This is a genomic window from Mycobacterium sp. E1715 (genome assembly GCF_001667625.1).
Lineage (GTDB): Bacteria > Actinomycetota > Actinomycetes > Mycobacteriales > Mycobacteriaceae > Mycobacterium.
In genome coordinates, this window is record NZ_LZJJ01000322.1 from 16,910 (window position 1) to 34,743 (window position 17,834).

The following is a 17,834-nucleotide window of genomic DNA, read 5'->3' on the forward strand; positions in this document are numbered from 1 at the left end:
GCCCGGCTCAGCGCCGGCGCACCACGATCCGGCCGCCGTCCTTGGGCGTGTAGGCGACGCCGCGGCCGTGCCACCGCTCTCCGGGTGCGGTCGTGGTCTCGATGGTGAAGTGCCGCAACACCGTTCGCAGCACGACGTCCATCTCCATGTTGGCGAACGCCGCCCCCACGCACCGGCGGGTGCCACCGCCGAACGGGATCCACGCGAAGGCCGACGGCTTGGTCCCGATGTAGCGTTGCGGATCGAAGCGCTCCGGATTCGGGAAGACTTCGGGGTTTTCGTGAATCTGCGCGATGCTCACCAGGATTGACTTGCCGCGGGGGATGACCCACTCTCCGAGCTGGTACCGCGAGGGGTAGACGCGCCGGGCGGCGAAATCGATCACCGTCCGGGCCCGCTGGACTTCGAGGATGGTCGCCTGACGTAACTCCTGGCCGTCGGTGTCGGCCTCGTCGACCAGGGCGGCCAGCACGTCCGAGTGCCGGGTCAGCCGCTCGAACGCCCAGCCCAGCGTGGAGGCCGTCGTTTCATGACCGGCGGCCAGCAGCGTGAGCAGTTCGTCGCCAATGTCCTTGCGCGACATGACCGAACCGTCGTCGTAGGTGCTGCGTAACATCAGGGCGAGCACGTCGCTGCGCTCGTCGAAGTTGGGATCTGCCCGCTCGGCTTCGATCAGCCTGTCGATGACGGCGTCGTACCGGCGGCGCCACTCGTCCAGGCGCCCCCATGGGGTGAAGCGCCCGTAGCTGCGCCGCGGTTTGGGCATCGTCGCCATCCGCGAGCCCAGCGTGACCCACGGCGGGATGAGGCGGCGCAGCTCGTCGAGCTCGGCGCCTTCGGCCCCGAAAACCGCGCGCAGGATCGCGTTGAGCGTGATGCGCATCATCGACGGCAGAGTCGCGAACGCCTCACCCTCCGGCCAGCCCGCGGTCTCCCGCAGGGTCTCTTCTTCGATGATCGACTCGTACTTCTTCATGCTCTTGCCGTGGAACGGCGGCGCCAACAACCGGCGGCGACGGCGATGGTCCTCCCCGTCGAGCGCGAACACGGAGCCGGAGCCGAACAGCCGGCTCAGGTTGGGCTGGATGTTGCCGAGCTCGTCGGGGCTGGTGGTGAAGATCTGCTTGGCCAGTTGCGGGTCGGCCACCACCACGACCTCGCCGTACATGGGCAGGTTCAGCGCGAAGACGTCGCCGTACCGACGGGCCAGGCGCTGGATCATCCCGCGCCGTGAGATCGCAAAACCCAGACCCTGCAACAGCTTTGGCAGGCGAGCCGCCGGGGGCAACCGGACGGCCGCGGGGGCGGTGACGACTTCACTCATGGCGGGCTGCTCCCCATCATCTCCCCCGGACGCCGGGGTGGTACCGCGGTGTACCAAAACCTTTCCCGATACGGTACTCTGTGGTACCAACCGATGACAAGAGGGTGCCGCACCGATGGAAGGGGCCGCCCGTGAGCCCAGCGGCGACAGCGACGGCTGACGAAGCGGTCCTTGGCGACCCGTTTCGGCTGAGGTTGCTCGACGGCCTCGCCGCCTCCATCGCCGAGCGCGGTTACCGCGCCAGCACGGTCGCCGACGTCGTTCGTCACGCCCGCACGTCCAAGCGCACCTTCTACGACCAGTTCGCAAGCAAAGACGAGTGCTTCCTCGAGCTCTTGGGCACCGACATCGAAAGGCTCGGTGAGTGCATCGCTGCGGCCGTCGATCCCGAGGCCGACTGGCATCAGCAGATACGCCAGGCGGTCGAGGCGTACGTCGGCTACATCGAGTCCCGGCCGGCGATCACGCTCAGCTGGATTCGGGAACTGCCCTCGCTCGGCGCCGCCGCCCGCCCGGTACAGCGCCGCGGGCTGCAACTGCTGTCAAGTCTGCTGATCGACCTCAGCGCCAGCCCCGGCTTCCAGCGAGCCGAGCTGCCTCCGCTGACCGCCCCGTTGGCGGTCATCCTGCTCGGCGGTCTGCGCGAACTGACCGCGCTCGCCGTCGAAGACGGAAAACCGGTGCGGGGCATCGTGGAGCCGGCCGTCGACGCCTCCATCGCCCTGCTCGGCCCGCGACAGTAGGGTCGAGCACAGAACCTCAACCGAACAAAGGACCTTGCGATGCGGCTGTCGACCCGGAACCAACTCAAAGGGACCATCACCGAGGTCGACCTCGGCAGCGTGATGGCGATCGTGAAGGTCAAGCTCGACGGCGGTGAGCAGATCGTCACGTCCTCCGTCACCAAGGACGCCGCGATCGATCTCGGGCTCGAGGCCGGGCAGCCGGCGACCGTATTCATCAAGTCCACGGAAGTCACCATCGGGGTCGACTAGCCCATGGCGCCGACGATGCGCGCCGAGCGCTTCTACGCAGACACCAGAACCGTTGCGCTCGAAGACGTTCCGATTCCCGAGCCGGGCCCCGGCGAAGTTCTGGTCAAGGTCGCCTTCTGCGGCATCTGCCACTCGGACCTGAGCCTGATCAACGGCACTTTCCCGGCGCAGCAGCCCGTGGTGACCCAGGGCCACGAGGCGTCGGGCACCGTCGCGAAACTGGGGCCGGAGGTGACCGGCTGGGACGAGGGCGACCGGGTGGTGGTCCCCGCCGGCCGGCCGTGCCGACGCTGCGCGAACTGCCGCCGCGGCGATGGGGTCAATTGCCTGCGAATCCAATTGATGGCATTCGCCTACGACGGGGCGTGGGCCGAATACACCGTGGCGCAAGCGACGGGGCTGACGCGGGTGCCCGACAACGTTCCGCTGGAGCAGGCGGCGATCCTGGCCGACGCGGTGTCCACGCCGTTCGGGGCCGTCGTCCGGACGGGTAAAGTCACGGTCGGTGAATCGGTCGGCGTGTGGGGCGTGGGCGGGGTCGGCACCCACATCGTCCAGCTCGCGCGGCTGGTCGGCGCCGCACCCATCATCGCCGTCGACATCAACCCCGCAGTGCTGGAGCGGGCGTTGACCCTCGGCGCGGACTACGCGTTCGACCCCCGCGACGACGGGCTGAGGGACAACGTCGCGGAAGTCACCGGCGGGCGGCTGCTCGATGTGGCCTTCGACGCCGTCGGGCGGAAGGTGACGTTCGAGCAGGGGCTCGACTGCCTCACACCCGGTGGCCGGCTGGTGGGTGTCGGGATGAGCGCCGAGGCGCCGACCGTCGGGCCCACCTCCCTGTTCGGGTTGACCCACAAGCAGGTGCTCGGGCACTTGGGATATCAGAACGTGGACATCGAGACGCTGGCGAAGTTGGTTTCGGCTGGGCGCCTTGACGTTTCGAGGTCAATCAGTGAGATCGTCGCGCTGGAGGACGTGACGGAGGGCATCGAGAAGCTCGAGCGCCAGGACGGCAACCCCATCCGGATCCTGGTGCAGCCCTGACGCCTATCCTTCGCCGCGCAGGAAGGTCCGAACCCGGTCGAGCACCAGCTCCGGGCGCTGGTCGATGATCCAGTGTCCGACCCCGTCGACCAGCTCCACTTTGAAATCGCTGATGTGGTCGGCATACCCGTCGGTGAGGTCGGGAGTGATCACCGGGTCTTGGGTGCCGGTGAGCCAGCGGACCGGCACCTCGACGCGCGCGTCGTCGAACTCGCCGCGCATCCAGCGCAGCATCTCCCCGGTCTGGAAGCTGCGATACCAGCGCGAGCCCGCCTCAGCGTGGCCGGGCTGGCGCATGCACTCGGCGTAGATGCGCAGGTCGTCCTCGGGCAGTGCGTAGCCGCCACCCACCCACGAGCCGAGCACGCGGCTCGCCCTCGAGTTGAGATTGCCGATCATCCGCGGCCCGACGACCGGAAGCGAAATCGGGATCTGATACCAGAGCCGCCAAAAGTTCCGCGCCGCACGCAGATCGCGCTTCACCCACGGCGCCACCGTGTTGACTCCGAAGAACCCGCTCACCTTCTCCGGGTGGCGCAGCATCATGATGAACGCGGCCGGTCCGCCCCAGTCATGCGCGACGAGCTTGACCGTCGCCACACCGAGGCGATCCAGGACGGCCGCCAGGTCGTCGGCCATCTCGGTCTTGGTGTAGCTCGTGCGGGGCGCCGAGCTCCAGCCGGCGCCGCGCAGGTCGGGGCACAGCACGCGATAGCCGTCGGCGGCCAGCGGGCCGATCAGGTTGTGCCATTCCCACCAGTTCTGCGGGAAACCGTGCACCAACATCACCGCCGGCCCTTCGGCGGGGCCCGCATCCGCGACGTGGATCGTCACGCCGCCCCCGAGCTCCACATACCTATGTTCGACACCGTCCAGCGCGGGCATATTGACCATGAATTGAGAACGTAGCCGCCTGCCGCGGGTTAGGCCAGAAACCGCTCGACATAAGGCGCGAACCGGTCGCGCAGGTCGGCCTCGTCCAACCCGAACATCGCGCAGGACGTCGCAACGTTCCCCAGCCGACCGCGCCGATGGCCCGCGAGGTACTCGTCGATCGCCGACTTGGCGTCGTCGCCGAACGGCTCGCCGGCCAGCGCGTACACCCGTTGGGCGACGCCGATTTCGTCGGCCATGAAGTCGTCGAACCGGACGTCGATCGACCGATCCGGGCCAATCGTGTCGCGATCGCGGACGAGCGCTGTCAGCATGTCGTCCAAGCGGTCGATCCACGACGCCGCGATCTCTTCCACCGGGACCGGCGAGCGGTGCATGCGCGCGGAGTAGGTGATCATCGCGATCATCGATAGCGCCACCGGCACCGGGTCGCGGTGGGTGAAAACGACGATGCTGCCGGGGAAGACGCGATCGAGCACCGGCACCTGCTCGAGATGCTGGGGCGACTTGAGCAGCCAGCGCCGCCCGCTGCGCAAGAACTGCATGGCCTTGAGTTGCCGGGCGAGGTATTCGTAGTGCGGCGTCTGGTCGTGGGTCTGGTAGTAGGCACGCCAGCGCGGCACGTGGGCCAGCGTCTCGAAGAGCATGGTCGAGAAGTCGTTGGCCAGCAGCTGGATCTCTTCGTGGACGTGCTCGGTGGTCATCTCGTGCATCAGCGGGAAATAGGGCATCACGGTGTTGATCACGCCGACCGCGACGTCCATCCGCGCGCGCCGCGGATCCGGCTCGATCCCGGCCTCGGCCGGCAGCGGGAACGGTTCGACGCTTTCCCAGTACGGCATGGTGCGGAACGTGGGCGGGGCCGCCAGCAGGTTGTGCAGATGGGTGGTGCCGGTGCGCGGCAGCCCCGCGATCACCACCGGCGGTCGCAGCTCGATGTCGTCGATCTCGGGATGCCGCCGCACCAGGTCGGTCAACAGCAGCCGGTTCTTGAGCAGCTGCAGCAGCTGCCCGAAGAAATTGACCGTGCCCGCGTCGTGGCGGCCGTCGATGTCACGCAGCGCGGCCAGATAGACGTCGAGCCGCTCCCGGTAGTCCGGCGGCCCGAAATCGTCCAGGCCGGTGTCGGCGGCGGCCCTGGCGTGCAGCGCGTCGGCGTCCAGCGGGCAGTCCGGCGCCAGCGAGGCCATCATGTCGAGGATTTGCCGGGCCTCGGGGCTGAAGCGGGGCTCGGCGAGGTCATCAAGGCGAACGGCGTCGGTCACGGCGACTTATGTTACTCTCGGTTTCGTAATGGTAGTGGATTTTGGCCGCCCCCGTGACCCACGCATTGACGGCGCAGTGCTGAGCGCGACCGTGGAGCTGCTCGCCGAGACCGGCTACAGCGGGCTGTTGGTCTCCGCGATCGCCGAACGCGCGGGCACCAGCAAGCCCGCTATCTACCGGCGCTGGCCGAGCAAAGCGCACCTGGTCCACGAGGCGGTGTTCCCCATCGGCGCCGCCACCGAGCTGCCCGATACCGGGTCCCTGCCCGACGACCTGCGCGAAATGGTCCGTCGTGCAATGCGTTTCCTGACCACCCCGGCCGCCAGAGCCGCCCTGCCCGGGCTGGTGGGTGAGATGGCCGCGGACCCGACCCTGCATTCGGCGCTGCTGGAGCGATTCGCCGGCGTCATCGGCGGCGGCCTCGCCGAGTTGTTGCGACGGGCGGCGCGCTGCGGCGAGGTCCGGCCCGAAGTGACCGCCACCGAACTCACGGATGCCATCGCCGGCATCACGCTGATGGGCTTGCTCACCCGCGTCACCGAACTCGACGACGGGTGGGTCGATCGCACAACCACGTTGCTCCTGAAGGGAATCCGCGCATGACGCACGAGACGACGACCGCGTGGCAGGAGCTGCTCGCCACCTTGGGCACCCTTGACCGCTCGTTCCTGGAGGGCGACCGCGCGGTGGTCGACGACCGGCACGTCGCCGACGGTTACCGCATGATCGCCAGCACGCTCGGTGTCGCCTTCGACACCTACCTTTTCACCGAACCCGGCCGGCCGCAGTTCGTCGCCGTGAACACCCCGTTTCGTCGCGACCGGCGCTGGGGCGGCGACAACACCGACGCCTACTACTACATCTGCCCGATCGATCCGCGGCGCCGCTACCGCATCAGCGGCAACAAGGGTGACAGCGCGTACTTTTCGGTCACGGCCTACAACGAGCCGTCACCGGGCGCGTGGTCGGACCGGGTGGTGGCAATCGTCCGCGACAGCGATCTCGATGTCCTCAATATGGACGCCGCCGGCAACTTCGCGTTCGATCTCGGCCCCACGCCCGACGCGGCCGTCCTGATGACGCGCGACTATCAGGCCGACCCGCTGACCGGCCGCCCCGTCACCTGGCGGATCGAGGCGCTCGACGAGCCGGACCCGATCCGGCACGGGGATGCCGAGACGGCCGCGCGGCTGAGGGCGATCGCGACCTGGCTGCGCACCATGTTCGCCATCGTGCCGCTGGCCGTCGGGACGCGCGTGCAGGACCAACACGCCCTCGGACATGAGACCGCGCACGCGGCAAATGCATTCGCCGATCCGTACCAGGTCCCCGACGCCAACTTCGGTTGGTCGGCGCGCGACGCCTGCTACTCCTACGGCAGCTTTGTGCTCGATGAGGACGAAGCGCTCGTCATCACGCACCGCCCGCCGTCGTGCAGGTTCTGGAACCTGGTCGTATGGAACCAGTTCATGGCCACGTTCGGCGCGGCCGACGCCCGTTGCTCGATAAACGGCCACGCCGCCGCGCTCAACAACGACGGCACGGTGACCATCGTCCTGTCCCGCGGAATGACCGCCCACCCGAATTCGCTGACCACGCTGGACTATCCGCGCGGCAACCTCGCCTTCCGGTGGTTCCTGGCCGACGGGGTGCCGGAGCGTCCGGAGGTGCGACTCGTCAAGGCGACCGACGCGCCCACGGCCGTTCGCTGACGCCCCGGCCGCCGAGCGTGTGGCCCGGGTACGAAAACCGTCGTTGATTTGTCCCTATCCGCCACGGTCGGGGTTTAGCCGATCTCGCCGACCAGCTCGATGGCCCGGCCGAGCGTGCCAAGCTTCGCATCCAGCGTGTCGCCGGCCGGATACAGCCGCACGGTGTTCACGCCGGCGTCCCGCCACACGCTGAGCCGGGCGCGAACCATCTCCTCGGTGCCGATCAGCGTGGTGGCCAACACCATCTCGTCGGTGACCAGTGCGGCCGCGCCGTCGCGGTCGCCGCGCTGCCAGCGTTCGCGTACCTCGGCGGCGATCTCGGCCCAGCCTTGGCGGCTGTAGGCCTGGTTGTAGTAGTTCGTGCTGGACGAGCCCATGCCGCCCAGGCTGAAGGCGAGCTCCTTTTTGCGGCCCGCGACCATGCCGCGCAACTCCTGCTCGTCGGCAGCGAAGGCGACTTCGGCGCCCTGGCAGATGTCGACGTCGGCGCGGGTGCGGCCGGCGGCGGCCAAGCCCTCGTCGAGGTGTGAGAAGTAGGCCTCGCCGGCACCCTCCGGGACGAAGCTGGTGCCCAGCCACCCGTCGGCGGTCCGACCCGTCAACCGCAGCATCGCCGGTGAGAGCGCGGCAAGGTAGATCGGGATCGGGTGCTCGGGCCGGGTCGACAACCGCATCGGCACCCCTTCGCCGCCGGGCAGCGGAATGTGGAATTGCTTGCCGGAGTAGGACACTTTGCCGCCGGCGAAGACCTGCCGCACGATGTCGACCGTCTCGGAGATGCGCGCCAGGGGCCGGCTGAAGGAGACGCCGTGCAGGCCCTCGATCACTTGCGGGCCGGATGCGCCGAGCCCGAGGAGGAATCGTCCGCCCGACAGATTGGACAGCGTGATGGCGGTCTGCGCGACCATGACCGGCGAGCGGACGCCCACCTGCAGGACACCGGAGCCCAGTAGGACCCGCTCGGTCCGCGCCGCGAGATACCCGAGCGCCGAGGGCGCGTCGGAGCCCCAGGCCTCGGCGACCCAGCACACGTCGAGGCCCAGTCGTTCCGCTTCGACGACGAAAGCGGCGGTTTCGCCCGCGGCGCTGGACAACTCGACCGTCGTCGCGGTGCGCATCAGCGCACCCCGTGTTCGGCCAGCCTCTTGATCGCCGCGAGTGTCTTGCCGATCGCGGCCTCGAACTCGCGCATCCGCACGAACACGATTTTCTGCTCCTTGTCGGGCATCGACTCGATGGCCACCGACAACCCCGAACGGCCCGGCCCCATCTGCATCCAGTAGCTCAGCGCGGTGCCGCCGTCGCGGGGCGTCAGCCTGAACCGCCACATCGCCGCGGGATTGTCGGGTTCGCCTACGGCCCAGGAGAATTCACGCGGCTCGTCGCATGCGACGATCTGGGAGGTGGTGCTCCATTGCCCGAACGCGTCGTGCTGGTTGTGTCCGACGAAGCGCGCGCCCACGCACGGGGCGTCGGCACCCTCGGCCCACTCGACGGCTTGCAACTCGTTGCTCAGGGTCGGCATCAGCTTGATGTCGGAAACCAGGCTCCACACCCGGGCCGGATCCGCATCGATCCACGTCGATGCCTCCACCGTCGGTTTGTCCGCATAGCGTGCGCCGGTCCACTCCACGCAGCCCATTGTCCCCCGCGCGCAAGGCCCGGTTTGCGCGTGGGGGACGTGGGCGACCGTCAGGCGGCCACGGGCACCGGATCGGCCGAGCGGTCGCCGGTAACCTTCCGCACCATGGAGTCGGGGAACGTCAGCCGAACGATCTTGCGGACGACCGTCCCGAACTGCCTCAGCAGCGGGCCGCGGTTGTAGGGGATGCCGTAGCGCTCGCAGATCTCCTGCACCTCCGGCGCGATCTCGGCGTACCGGCGTGCCGGCATGTCCGGGAACAGGTGGTGCTCGATCTGGTGGGAGAGGTTGCCCGATAGCAGGTGAAAGAGCTTGCCGCCGGTCAGGTTTGCCGAACCGAGGACCTGGCGGAAGTACCACATGCCGCGCGACTCGTCCTTGGTCTCCTCGACGGTGAACTCCTGGGTGCCGTCGGGGAAATGGCCGCAGAAGATGATCATGTACGACCACACGTTGCGCATCAGGTTGGCCGACAGGTTGCCCGCGAAGACGAACGGCGCGAAGGGGCCGGCCAGCAGCGGGAAGGCGACGTAGTCCTTCAGCGTCTGCCGGCGAGTCTTCTTCCAGATCTCGCGCAGCACCTCGCGCTTGTCGGCGAATTCGATCTCACCCGCGCGGATGCGCTCGGTTTCCAGCTCGTGCAGCGCGACGCCGTACTGGAACAGCACCATCAGCAGGAAGGCGTAGAGCGGGTTGCCCAGGAAGTAGGGCTCCCAGCGCTGGTCTTCGCTCATCCGCAGGATGCCGTAGCCGATGTCGCGGTCCATCCCCACGATGTTGGTGTGGGTGTGGTGCATGTAGTTGTGCGAATGCCGCCACTGATCGGCCGGGCACGCGGTGTCCCACTCGAAGGACCGGCCGGAGATGGTCGGGTCACGCATCCAGTCGTATTGACCGTGCATGATGTTGTGGCCGATCTCCATGTTGTCCAGGATCTTGGACAAGCCGAGCATCGTGGTTCCCAGCAGCCAGGCGGGCGGCAGGAAGAGCAGCGCGCGCCCGCCGACCTCCAGCGCTCGCTGCGCTTTGATGACGCGGCGAATGTAGTCGGCGTCCTCGGCTCCCAGGCTGGCCATCACGCGCTCCCTGATGGCGTCCAGCTCGCGGCCGAATGCGTCGGCCTGTTCGGGGGTCAGGCTGATCTTGTTCTGTGTCATGGCTTTTCCTCTCGGAAATTTCTGGCGGCTAGAGCGATAGGTCGACATCGCCGACGGGGACGGACACGCAGATCTGCACGTCCTCGTCGGGTCCGGTGGACACGGCGCCGGTGATCAGGTTGCGCACCGTTCCGGCGGTCTTCCGTCGGGTACAGGTGTGGCAGATGCCCATCCGGCAGCCGTTCTCGGGTGACAGGCCGGCGGATTCCGCCTGTTCCAGCAGCGAGCGTCCGTCGTCGACGACGTCAACCCCGCTGTCGGCGAAGGTGACCTTGCCGCCCGACGGGCTGGCGGGCGCCTCGAACGACGGCGGCACGAAGCTTTCGGTGTAGACGTTGTCGCAGTGGGCCCGTACGGCGTCGACCAAAGGCGTTGGGCCGCAGACGAACACCGCGTCGGGTGAGGCCATGGCGGCGTCCAGATGCGCGGCGCCGAACCGGCCTTCCAGATCGCCACCGCCGGATCGGGTGTAGCCGTGCAGCACGCGGACGCCGGGCAGGGTCGCCAGCTCGTCGCGGTAGCAGGCCTCGGCCGCGGTGCGTGCGTAGTGCACGAACGCGATCTCGCCCGGGTGATTCTCGGCGACCAGCGTGCGCAGCATCGCCATCACCGGAGTGATGCCGCTGCCACCGGAGACGAAGAGGATCCGGTTCGGTCGGTTTGCCGGCAACACGAAGTCGCCACCCACGCCCGTCAAGCCGACCACCATGCCGCGGCGGCCTTGCTCGTACAGGTAGTTGGAGACCAGGCCGCCGTCGTGGCGACCGATGGTCAGCTCGAGATTGGCGGCTCCTTCGACATTGGCCGGGGAGTAGCAGCGGGTGTGCCGGCGACCGTCGATCTCGACGGCGAGGTTGACGTACTGGCCGGCTTGGACCGTCCAGGCGAAGGTGAAGCTTTCGTTCGGGGCCAGCGTGAGGGTGACGCTGCGCGCGGTGGTGCGGCGCACGTCGATCACCTTGGCGCGGGCCTGGCCCAGCGTCCAGGTCGGGTCCACCAGCTCGGTGTAACGGTCGACACCGTGCGGCCCGGTGAGCAGATCGAGGAGGTCGGAACCCAACACCCGCTTCCGAAGAGTTCGGGCGAGGGCCCGACTCGAAGTAGTTTGAGTGAACATATGTACACCGTGCAGCCGCACCACCCGGTCAGTCAAGGGTTTACTGCAGGTCTGTGGTAGGGTTCACACAGTGAACAGCCGTACTCCTAGCTCACGGGTGCGCGGTTCTGGTCGCGAGCGCGTGCGCGAAAGCCGGTCGCGTGAGGAGCGCAAGGAGGCGACCCGGCGCGCCATCATCGCCGCGGCCCTCAAGCTGCTGCAGGACCGCAGCTTTTCCAGCCTCAGCCTGCGGGAGGTGACCCGCGAGGTCGGGATCGTGCCTGCGGCGTTCTACCGCCACTTCGAGTCGATGGAGGCACTGGGGCTGGTCCTGATCGACGAATCATTCCGCAGCCTGCGCGATACCCTGCGTGAAGCCCGCGCCGGGAAGCTCGACCCGAACCGAGTCATCGAGTCATCGGTGGAGATACTGGTCGCCAGCGTCGCGCAGCGGCGCGAACATTGGCGGTTCATCGCGCGCGAACGCAACAGCGGGCTGAGCGTTTTGCGCTACGCCATCCGGACCGAGATCCGGTTGATCACCTCCGAGCTGGCGACCGACCTGGCCCGCTTTCCGCGGCTGCACGAGTGGACCACCGAGGACCTCAACGTCCTGGCGACCCTGTTCGTCAACGCGATGATCGTCATCGCCGAGGCGATCGAGGACGCGCAGAGCGCCGAGGCGCTCGAAGACATCCGGCGGATCGCCGTCAAGCAACTGCGGATGATCGCGATCGGCATCGCCGGCTGGAAGAGCACCCCTTAGCGGGCGCCCAGCCGCCGCATGCGCAGTGAACAGTCGGACACTGGCCGCATCACTCCGTCGTCTGGGTGATGTCCGGCGCCGCGTTCTCGTCGACGACCTCATACAGCGACTCACCGTCCTCGGGCGCTCCGTCGATCTGGCCCCGATGAGCGCGTCCGGGCGGACCGTCGGTCGGCACGCCCGCGCCCGGCATGTCGGGCGAGACGTCGGGTTCCTCCTCGGCGAGCCGGGCGTCCAGGGATTCCCCCTCGCGCTCTTCCCGCGCCGTCATGCCGAAGCGGTTGGCCTCGCTCCAGTCCTCGGGAGGGTCGACCACGATGTCACCGTCGTCGTTGTGGAGTTCGTCGGAGTCGGTGCCTTCGCTCGCGTTCAGGGTGTCGCCGGGCCCGCCCTCCTCGGGGAAGTCCGCGGGGTCGCCCTCGGCTTGCGGGTTTTCGCTCATGCGGGATCGGTTGCCCGCCGGGTAGGGGGGCTAAACGCTACCGCGGCGTGCGCCACATCGCCCACATGGTGGGACCACCGTCGGGCAACACCAACTCGCGGGTCACCGTGAAACCGAAACGTTCGTAGTACGGCACGTTTTCGGGCTTGCTCGATTCGAGATACGCCGGACAGTATTCGGCGTCGCAGCGGTCAAGCCGGGACCGCATCAGGGCCTGGCCGAAGCCTTGGCCGCGGACGGACGGGTCGCTCCCGATGGCGGCCAGATACCAGTGCGGCTCTTCGGGATGCGTGCGCTTCATCAATTCCTGCACGCCGCGGGCCCTCGTCGCGCGCATGCCGAAGACGCGCAGGAAAGTCGGGGTCATCGCCAGTTCGCCCAGGCGCGTCTCCCGCCAACGGTTGGGCGGATCCCAGAGTGCTGCCGCGCCGATGCCCGGGCCGTCGCAGGCCACCTCGACGCCGCCACAGCCCAGATGGTGGTGTCGCGTCATCGTGCCGAAGACCCGGTGCAAGTTCGCGGTGCGCGCCCTGTCGTCGGGCAGCAGCCAGGTCATCACCGGGTCGTCGTAGAAGGCACGCGCCAGGGTGCGCGACAGTTCGCGGACATCGGCCTTCCGCGCCGGGCGCGCCTGGGGGGTCACCCGAGTCAGGTTAGCGGTTACCCGCATCCGGGGTGTCATCGCAGAACCGGTGGGTACGTTGTTTCGATGACCGGCGTTTCGCGTCGCGCATTCGGGCGGGCGGCCGCCGGTGCGGGCATGCTCGGCGCCGCCGGGCTCGGTGCCGGCTGCGGGCGGCCGGGCACCGACCACGCCGCGCCCGGTTCCCCACCACCGCCCGCGGCCAGGCCGGTGGGTCTGGTGCTCTCGCACGAGCAGTTCCGCACCGAACAACTCGTGGCGCAGGCCCAGGCGGCCGAACAGGCCGGTTTTGCCCACGTCTGGGCCAGCGACCACATCCAGCCATGGCAGGACAACGAGGGCCATTCGATGTTCCCGTGGTTGACCCTGGCGCTGGTCGGCAACGCCACCAACCGCGTCTCGTTCGGTACCGGCGTGACCTGCCCCACCTACCGCTACCACCCGGCCGTGGTGGCCCAGGCCTTTGCCTCGCTGGCCATCCTGTATCCCGGACGGGTGTTCCTGGGAGTCGGGACCGGGGAACGGCTGAACGAACAGGCGAGCACCAACGCCTTCGGCAACTACACCGAGCGCCACGACCGGCTGGTCGAAGCGATCAGCCTGATCCGACAGTTGTGGAGCGGATCACGAATCTCGTTCGCCGGTCGGTACTTTCAGACCAACGCGTTGAAGCTTTACGACACGCCCGCCAGCCCCACGCCGATCTTCGTGGCGGCCAGCGGGCCCAAGAGTGCGACGATGGCCGGCCAATACGGCGACGGCTGGATCGGTCAGGCACGCGACGTCACGAATCCGGCGCTGCTGGCGGCGTTCGGCGCCGGCGCGCGCGCCGCAGGCCGCGACCCGGGCGGCATGGGCAAGCGGGCCGAGCTGTTCGCCGTCGTCGGCGACGCCGCAGAGGCCGCCGCCGCGGCAAATCTGTGGCGCTTCACCGCCGGCGCCGTCGACCAGCCGAATCCGGTCGAAATCCAGCGCGCCGCGCAGGCCAACCCCATCGACAAGGTGCTGGCGAACTGGACGGTCGGAACCGACGCGACACCCCACGTCAAGGCGGTGCAGGCGATCCTGGACGCGGGCGCCGTCCCGTTTTTGCACTTCCCGCAGGGCAATCCGCTGACGGCCATCGAGTTCTACCGCACCAACGTCTTGCCGAAGTTGCGCTAGTCCGACGTGGGACGGGCCTCGGGCTGAATGTAGACGGCGCGCACCGCGCGCAGCTCTCTCCCCCACCATCACTCGAAATTCGCTGCGGGCCAGCGCGTTTCAATGCCGTCGCCCCGGGTATCCGCAGGCCACTTCGAGTCATCAGCCCAACTGGAAGGCAAGGCATGGACGCAATCACTTTTCTTCGCCAGGACCACAAAAGCGTGCTCGGATTGTTCGAGACGCTCGACGGGGCGCCGTCGGGTTCGGGCGCCGAAGCGAGCGGCCTGGAGACCTTCGTGAACAATCTCATCATCGCGGAGTCCCAGCACGAAGCCATTGAGGAACAATTGTTTTGGCCGGCGGTGCGCGATGCGATCGGCGACGGAATCGTCGACAAGGCGATCGAGCAGGAGCAGGCCGGCAAGCAACTCTTGCAGCGGCTCGAGGACGGCAAGCCCGGCGAACCCGACTATCACGAAGCGCTGCAGGAGTTCGTCAAGGCCGGCCGCGAACACATCGCCTACGAGCAGGACGTGGTGTGGCCGCAGGTCGAGTTGGCGATCAGCCGCGAAGATCTGGAGAAGATCGGCGAAAAGCTGGAGCAGGCAAAGAAAATGGCCCCCACAAGCTGATTGGCATAGGAAGGCCGGGCGCCGACGACCCAGCGCCCGGCCTTCGCGTGTTTCGTTATTTGACCTGAGGGTCCGGCGGGTTGTCCTCGGCGCGGCCGGTGAGCGCGTCGCGAACGTGGTCGACGACCGCCGCCCCCATTCCCATGGTCTTCAGCACCGCCGGGTTCGGCGGGGTGCCCGGGTGGGGGCGTGCTGTTCGTGCGTGAAAGGCTTTTCGGCCTTGATCGCGGGTGAGCCCTGGGGGTTCTGCTGCGCACCCTGGTTCTGTCGCGTGCTGCCGCCCAGCCACTGCTGTTCGGGCTTTTCGACGTACTCCCACTCCACGCCCTTCGGCCACGGCCCCTGGCCCTGATTCCACGGGCCACGGATCGATTCGCCGTTGCCGTCGGACATGTTGAACGCGACGTTCTGGAAGCGCGGATCGCCCGGCAGCTGACCCGGCGGGAAGTTCACCGGAAGCTCGTTCAGCGCCGCGGTGAATTGCTGGTAGTGCGCGACCTCGCGCGTCATCAGGAAGTTGAGGGTGTCCTGCACACCGGGGTCGTCGGTGTACTGCTTGAGGTACTCGTACACGATCTTGGCGCGCGACTCGGCTGCGATGTTGTTGCGCAGGTCGACGGTCGGGTCGCCGTTGGCGTCGATGAAGGCGCCGGTCCAATTGTTTCCCCCGGAGTCCTTGACGTCCGGCCCACCACCGCTGAGCACCAGGAACAGGGGGTTGACCGATACCGAGTGGATGATGCTGTCGCGTCCGTCGCCGCTGGCCACCGCCGGCATCCAGTCACATTTCTCGTGGGCGATCTTCAGGTTGTCGTTGAGGCCGTCGAGCAGCATCGTGATCATCGAGCCGACCATCTCGAGGTGACTGAGCTCCTCGGTGGCGATGTCCATGAACAGGTCGTACATCTTCGGGTTCTTCTGCCGAAGCACGAAGGCCTGGGTGAAGTACTGCAATGCGGCGGTGAGTTCCCCATTGGCGCCACCGAATTGGTCCATCAGCAACGTCGCGAACCGGGGGTCGGGCCGGTCGACGCGGACCTCGAATTGAAGATCTTTGTTATGAACGAACACTGGTTCTCCCTTGGCTTGCCGAGAAGGTCATGGTGTCGCCGGGTACCCGCGGCCTCCGCGACCAAACGACCGTGACAGCAACTCCTGAACCGCCTGCGGGCGCTGCGAACGGGTGCCCGTGTGACGAACGGGGGTCCATCATGGACAATCCCGCTTATGGACCTATCGGACCCGAGTTCCCGGCATGAGCTGGCGAGGCGGATGGCTGAGCTCTCCCGCGACATCGCCGCGCCGCGCTCGCTCGAGCAGGTGCTCACCGACGTGACCGCCGCCGCGGTGGAGCTCATTCCCGCGGCGGACGTCGCCGGGGTGCTGCTGATCAAAGCCGGCGGAGACTTCGAATCGGTGGCCGACACCGACAGCCTGGCCGCGGAGCTCGACAAGCTACAACAGGACTTCCACGAGGGCCCCTGCCACGACGCCGCTTTGAAGCAAACGATCGTGCGGACCGACGACCTGCGCGAGGAGCCGCGCTGGCCCCGATACGCACCGGCCGCCGTGGAACGCGGTGTGCTGAGCAGCCTGTCTTTCAAGCTGTACACCGCGGAACGTACCGCCGGCGCACTGAACCTGTTCAGCTTCGAGGCCAACGCGTGGGACACCGAAGCCGAAACCATCGGCACCGTATTCGCCGCGCACGCCGCCTCTGCGATCATCGCCGGGCGGCACGGACAGCAGATGCAATCGGCCCTGTCGACGCGGGACCGGATCGGCCAGGCCAAGGGCATCATCATGGAGCGCTACGGCGTCGACGAACTTCGCGCGTTCGACCTGCTGCGCCGCCTGTCCCAGGAGAGTCAGGTCAAGCTCGTCGACATCGCTCAGCGCGTCATCGACACCCGCCGCGAGGACTGATCTTCCAAAGCCGCCATTTACGATGAGGTGGCTTCATCGACGAGTCCGGCGCGACGCCGCGCCGGGGAACGGGTGGTCACCGTGTGGGATTTCGAAACGGACCCGGATTATCAGGCCAAGCTCGACTGGGTCGAGAAGTTCATGGCCGACGAGCTCGAACCGCTCGACCTGGTCGCCCTCGACCCCTATGACAAGAACAACGCCGAGATGATGGCCATCCTGCGGCCGCTGCAGCAGCAGGTGAAGGACCAGGGGCTCTGGGCCGCACACCTGCGGCCGGAGCTGGGCGGTCAGGGCTTCGGCCAGGTGAAGCTCGCCCTGCTCAACGAGATCCTGGGCCGCTCCCGCTGGGCGCCGTCGGTGTTCGGTTGTCAGGCACCGGACTCCGGCAACGCGGAGATCCTGGCCATGTTCGGCACCGAGGAACAGAAGGCCCGCTACCTGCAACCGCTGCTCGACGGCGAGATCACCTCGTGCTATTCGATGACCGAGCCGCAGGGTGGTTCTGATCCGGGACAGTTCGTCACCGCCGCGACCCGCGACGGCGACTATTGGGTGCTCAACGGCGAGAAGTGGTTCTCCACCAACGCCAAGCACGCGTCGTTCTTCATCGTCATGGCCGTCACCAACGCCGAAGCGCGCACCTACGACAAGATGTCGCTGTTCATCGTTCCGGCCGAGACACCGGGCATCGAGATCGTGCGCAACGTCGGCGTCGGCGCCGAGTCCTCGGCGCGCGCCAGCCACGGCTACGTCCGCTACACCGATGTCCGCGTCCCGGCCGATCACGTGCTGGGCGGCGAGGGCCAGGCGTTCATGATCGCGCAAACGCGGCTCGGCGGCGGGCGCATCCACCACGCGATGCGCACAATCGCGTTGGCGCGCAGTGCGTTTGACATGATGTGCGAGCGGGCGGTATCGCGCAAGACGCGGCACGGTCGGCTGTCCGACTTTCAGATGACCCAGGAGAAGATCGCCGACAGCTGGATCCAGATCGAACAGTTCCGGCTGCTCGTGCTGCGCACCGCGTGGCTGATCGACAAGCATCACGACTATCAGAAGGTGCGCAGGGACATCGCCGCGGTGAAAGTCGCCATGCCCCAGGTGCTGCATGACGTCGTACAGCGGGCCATGCACCTGCACGGT

The 17,834-nt window shown here is 67.7% G+C and carries 19 protein-coding genes and 2 pseudogenes; 10 read left to right on the forward strand and 11 right to left on the reverse strand.

Features of this window, described 5'->3' with window-relative positions; genetic code table 11:
* Positions 1-7 precede the first annotated feature (7 nt).
* Positions 8-1,324, reverse strand: coding sequence for a cytochrome P450 (locus A9X03_RS16360; protein ID WP_068261928.1), 1,317 nt, complete (start codon positions 1,322-1,324; stop codon positions 8-10).
* A 131-nt stretch (positions 1,325-1,455) separates the two neighbouring features.
* On the opposite strand from A9X03_RS16360, the gene A9X03_RS16365 reads away from it, so the two are divergent.
* From A9X03_RS16365 to A9X03_RS16375, 3 genes are read left to right on the forward strand one after another with little or no spacing between them, the layout of a single operon-like run.
* On the forward strand, positions 1,456-2,067 hold the full coding sequence (locus tag A9X03_RS16365) for a TetR/AcrR family transcriptional regulator (protein ID WP_067755311.1): 612 nt from the start codon (positions 1,456-1,458) through the stop codon (positions 2,065-2,067).
* 39 nt (positions 2,068-2,106) lie between these two features.
* A complete protein-coding gene (locus A9X03_RS16370; RefSeq protein WP_067755312.1) occupies positions 2,107-2,319 on the forward strand; it encodes a molybdopterin-binding protein in 213 nt (70 codons plus the stop codon).
* Positions 2,320-2,322: 3 nt separating this feature from the next.
* A complete protein-coding gene (locus A9X03_RS16375; protein WP_067755314.1) occupies positions 2,323-3,366 on the forward strand; it encodes a zinc-binding dehydrogenase in 1,044 nt (347 codons plus the stop codon).
* 3 nt (positions 3,367-3,369) lie between these two features.
* Here A9X03_RS16375 and A9X03_RS16380 read toward each other — a convergent pair whose 3' ends face one another.
* Complete coding sequence (locus tag A9X03_RS16380; protein WP_067780847.1) at positions 3,370-4,260, reverse strand: alpha/beta fold hydrolase; 891 nt, start codon at positions 4,258-4,260, stop codon at positions 3,370-3,372.
* A 29-nt stretch (positions 4,261-4,289) separates the two neighbouring features.
* Positions 4,290-5,525 (reverse strand): sulfotransferase, encoded by a 1,236-nt coding sequence (locus A9X03_RS16385; protein WP_068261931.1) that lies wholly within the window; start codon positions 5,523-5,525, stop codon positions 4,290-4,292.
* 28 nt (positions 5,526-5,553) lie between these two features.
* Between A9X03_RS16385 and A9X03_RS16390 the strand changes: the two genes are divergently transcribed.
* Both A9X03_RS16390 and A9X03_RS16395 read left to right on the forward strand, forming a co-directional pair.
* The gene (locus A9X03_RS16390; RefSeq protein ID WP_068261939.1) at positions 5,554-6,129 is read left to right on the forward strand and encodes a TetR/AcrR family transcriptional regulator; all 576 of its coding nucleotides are present in this window, start codon (positions 5,554-5,556) and stop codon (positions 6,127-6,129) included.
* Positions 6,126-7,238, forward strand: coding sequence for a DUF1214 domain-containing protein (locus A9X03_RS16395; RefSeq protein ID WP_068261944.1), 1,113 nt, complete (start codon positions 6,126-6,128; stop codon positions 7,236-7,238). Before A9X03_RS16390 ends, A9X03_RS16395 begins: the two co-directional genes overlap by 4 nt.
* Before the next feature lie 74 nt (positions 7,239-7,312).
* Here the strand turns inward: A9X03_RS16395 and A9X03_RS16400 are convergent, their stop codons facing one another.
* From A9X03_RS16400 to A9X03_RS16415, 4 genes are read right to left on the reverse strand one after another with little or no spacing between them, the layout of a single operon-like run.
* The gene (locus A9X03_RS16400) at positions 7,313-8,356 is read right to left on the reverse strand and encodes an LLM class flavin-dependent oxidoreductase (RefSeq protein WP_068261947.1); all 1,044 of its coding nucleotides are present in this window, start codon (positions 8,354-8,356) and stop codon (positions 7,313-7,315) included.
* Positions 8,356-8,880 (reverse strand): SRPBCC family protein, encoded by a 525-nt coding sequence (locus A9X03_RS16405; protein ID WP_197694427.1) that lies wholly within the window; start codon positions 8,878-8,880, stop codon positions 8,356-8,358. Before A9X03_RS16405 ends, A9X03_RS16400 begins: the two co-directional genes overlap by 1 nt.
* Before the next feature lie 50 nt (positions 8,881-8,930).
* The gene (locus tag A9X03_RS16410) at positions 8,931-10,037 is read right to left on the reverse strand and encodes an acyl-CoA desaturase (RefSeq protein ID WP_067755334.1); all 1,107 of its coding nucleotides are present in this window, start codon (positions 10,035-10,037) and stop codon (positions 8,931-8,933) included.
* 28 nt (positions 10,038-10,065) lie between these two features.
* The gene (locus A9X03_RS16415) at positions 10,066-11,154 is read right to left on the reverse strand and encodes a ferredoxin reductase (protein ID WP_068261949.1); all 1,089 of its coding nucleotides are present in this window, start codon (positions 11,152-11,154) and stop codon (positions 10,066-10,068) included.
* A 97-nt stretch (positions 11,155-11,251) separates the two neighbouring features.
* On the opposite strand from A9X03_RS16415, the gene A9X03_RS16420 reads away from it, so the two are divergent.
* Complete coding sequence (locus tag A9X03_RS16420) at positions 11,252-11,899, forward strand: TetR family transcriptional regulator (protein ID WP_197499038.1); 648 nt, start codon at positions 11,252-11,254, stop codon at positions 11,897-11,899.
* A gap of 49 nt (positions 11,900-11,948) precedes the next feature.
* Here A9X03_RS16420 and A9X03_RS16425 read toward each other — a convergent pair whose 3' ends face one another.
* Entirely contained in the window at positions 11,949-12,341 is a 393-nt protein-coding gene (locus tag A9X03_RS16425) for a hypothetical protein (RefSeq protein WP_067755338.1), read from the reverse strand.
* 37 nt (positions 12,342-12,378) lie between these two features.
* Positions 12,379-12,984 (reverse strand): GNAT family N-acetyltransferase, encoded by a 606-nt coding sequence (locus tag A9X03_RS16430; RefSeq protein WP_067755342.1) that lies wholly within the window; start codon positions 12,982-12,984, stop codon positions 12,379-12,381.
* Between the two features lie 66 nt (positions 12,985-13,050).
* On the opposite strand from A9X03_RS16430, the gene A9X03_RS16435 reads away from it, so the two are divergent.
* Together A9X03_RS16435 and A9X03_RS16440 are read left to right on the forward strand one after the other, a co-directional pair.
* The gene (locus A9X03_RS16435; RefSeq protein ID WP_068261951.1) at positions 13,051-14,148 is read left to right on the forward strand and encodes a F420-dependent hydroxymycolic acid dehydrogenase; all 1,098 of its coding nucleotides are present in this window, start codon (positions 13,051-13,053) and stop codon (positions 14,146-14,148) included.
* 164 nt (positions 14,149-14,312) lie between these two features.
* Positions 14,313-14,756, forward strand: a pseudogene (locus tag A9X03_RS16440) (hemerythrin domain-containing protein); the annotation flags it as partial.
* A gap of 61 nt (positions 14,757-14,817) precedes the next feature.
* Here the strand turns inward: A9X03_RS16440 and A9X03_RS28560 are convergent.
* Together A9X03_RS28560 and A9X03_RS16445 are read right to left on the reverse strand one after the other, a co-directional pair.
* Positions 14,818-14,952 (reverse strand): annotated as a pseudogene (locus A9X03_RS28560) (hemerythrin domain-containing protein); the annotation flags it as partial.
* Entirely contained in the window at positions 14,913-15,833 is a 921-nt protein-coding gene (locus A9X03_RS16445) for a manganese catalase family protein (RefSeq protein WP_068261954.1), read from the reverse strand. The pseudogene A9X03_RS28560 and the gene A9X03_RS16445, both read right to left, overlap by 40 nt.
* A gap of 156 nt (positions 15,834-15,989) precedes the next feature.
* Here A9X03_RS16445 and A9X03_RS16450 point away from each other — a divergent pair, with 156 nt between their 5' ends.
* Positions 15,990-16,688, forward strand: a complete 699-nt coding sequence (locus A9X03_RS16450) for a GAF and ANTAR domain-containing protein (protein ID WP_068017598.1) — start codon at positions 15,990-15,992, stop codon at positions 16,686-16,688.
* Between the two features lie 81 nt (positions 16,689-16,769).
* Positions 16,770-17,834 (forward strand): acyl-CoA dehydrogenase family protein (locus A9X03_RS16455; protein WP_068261957.1); only part of this gene is annotated, 1,065 nt, incomplete at its 3' end.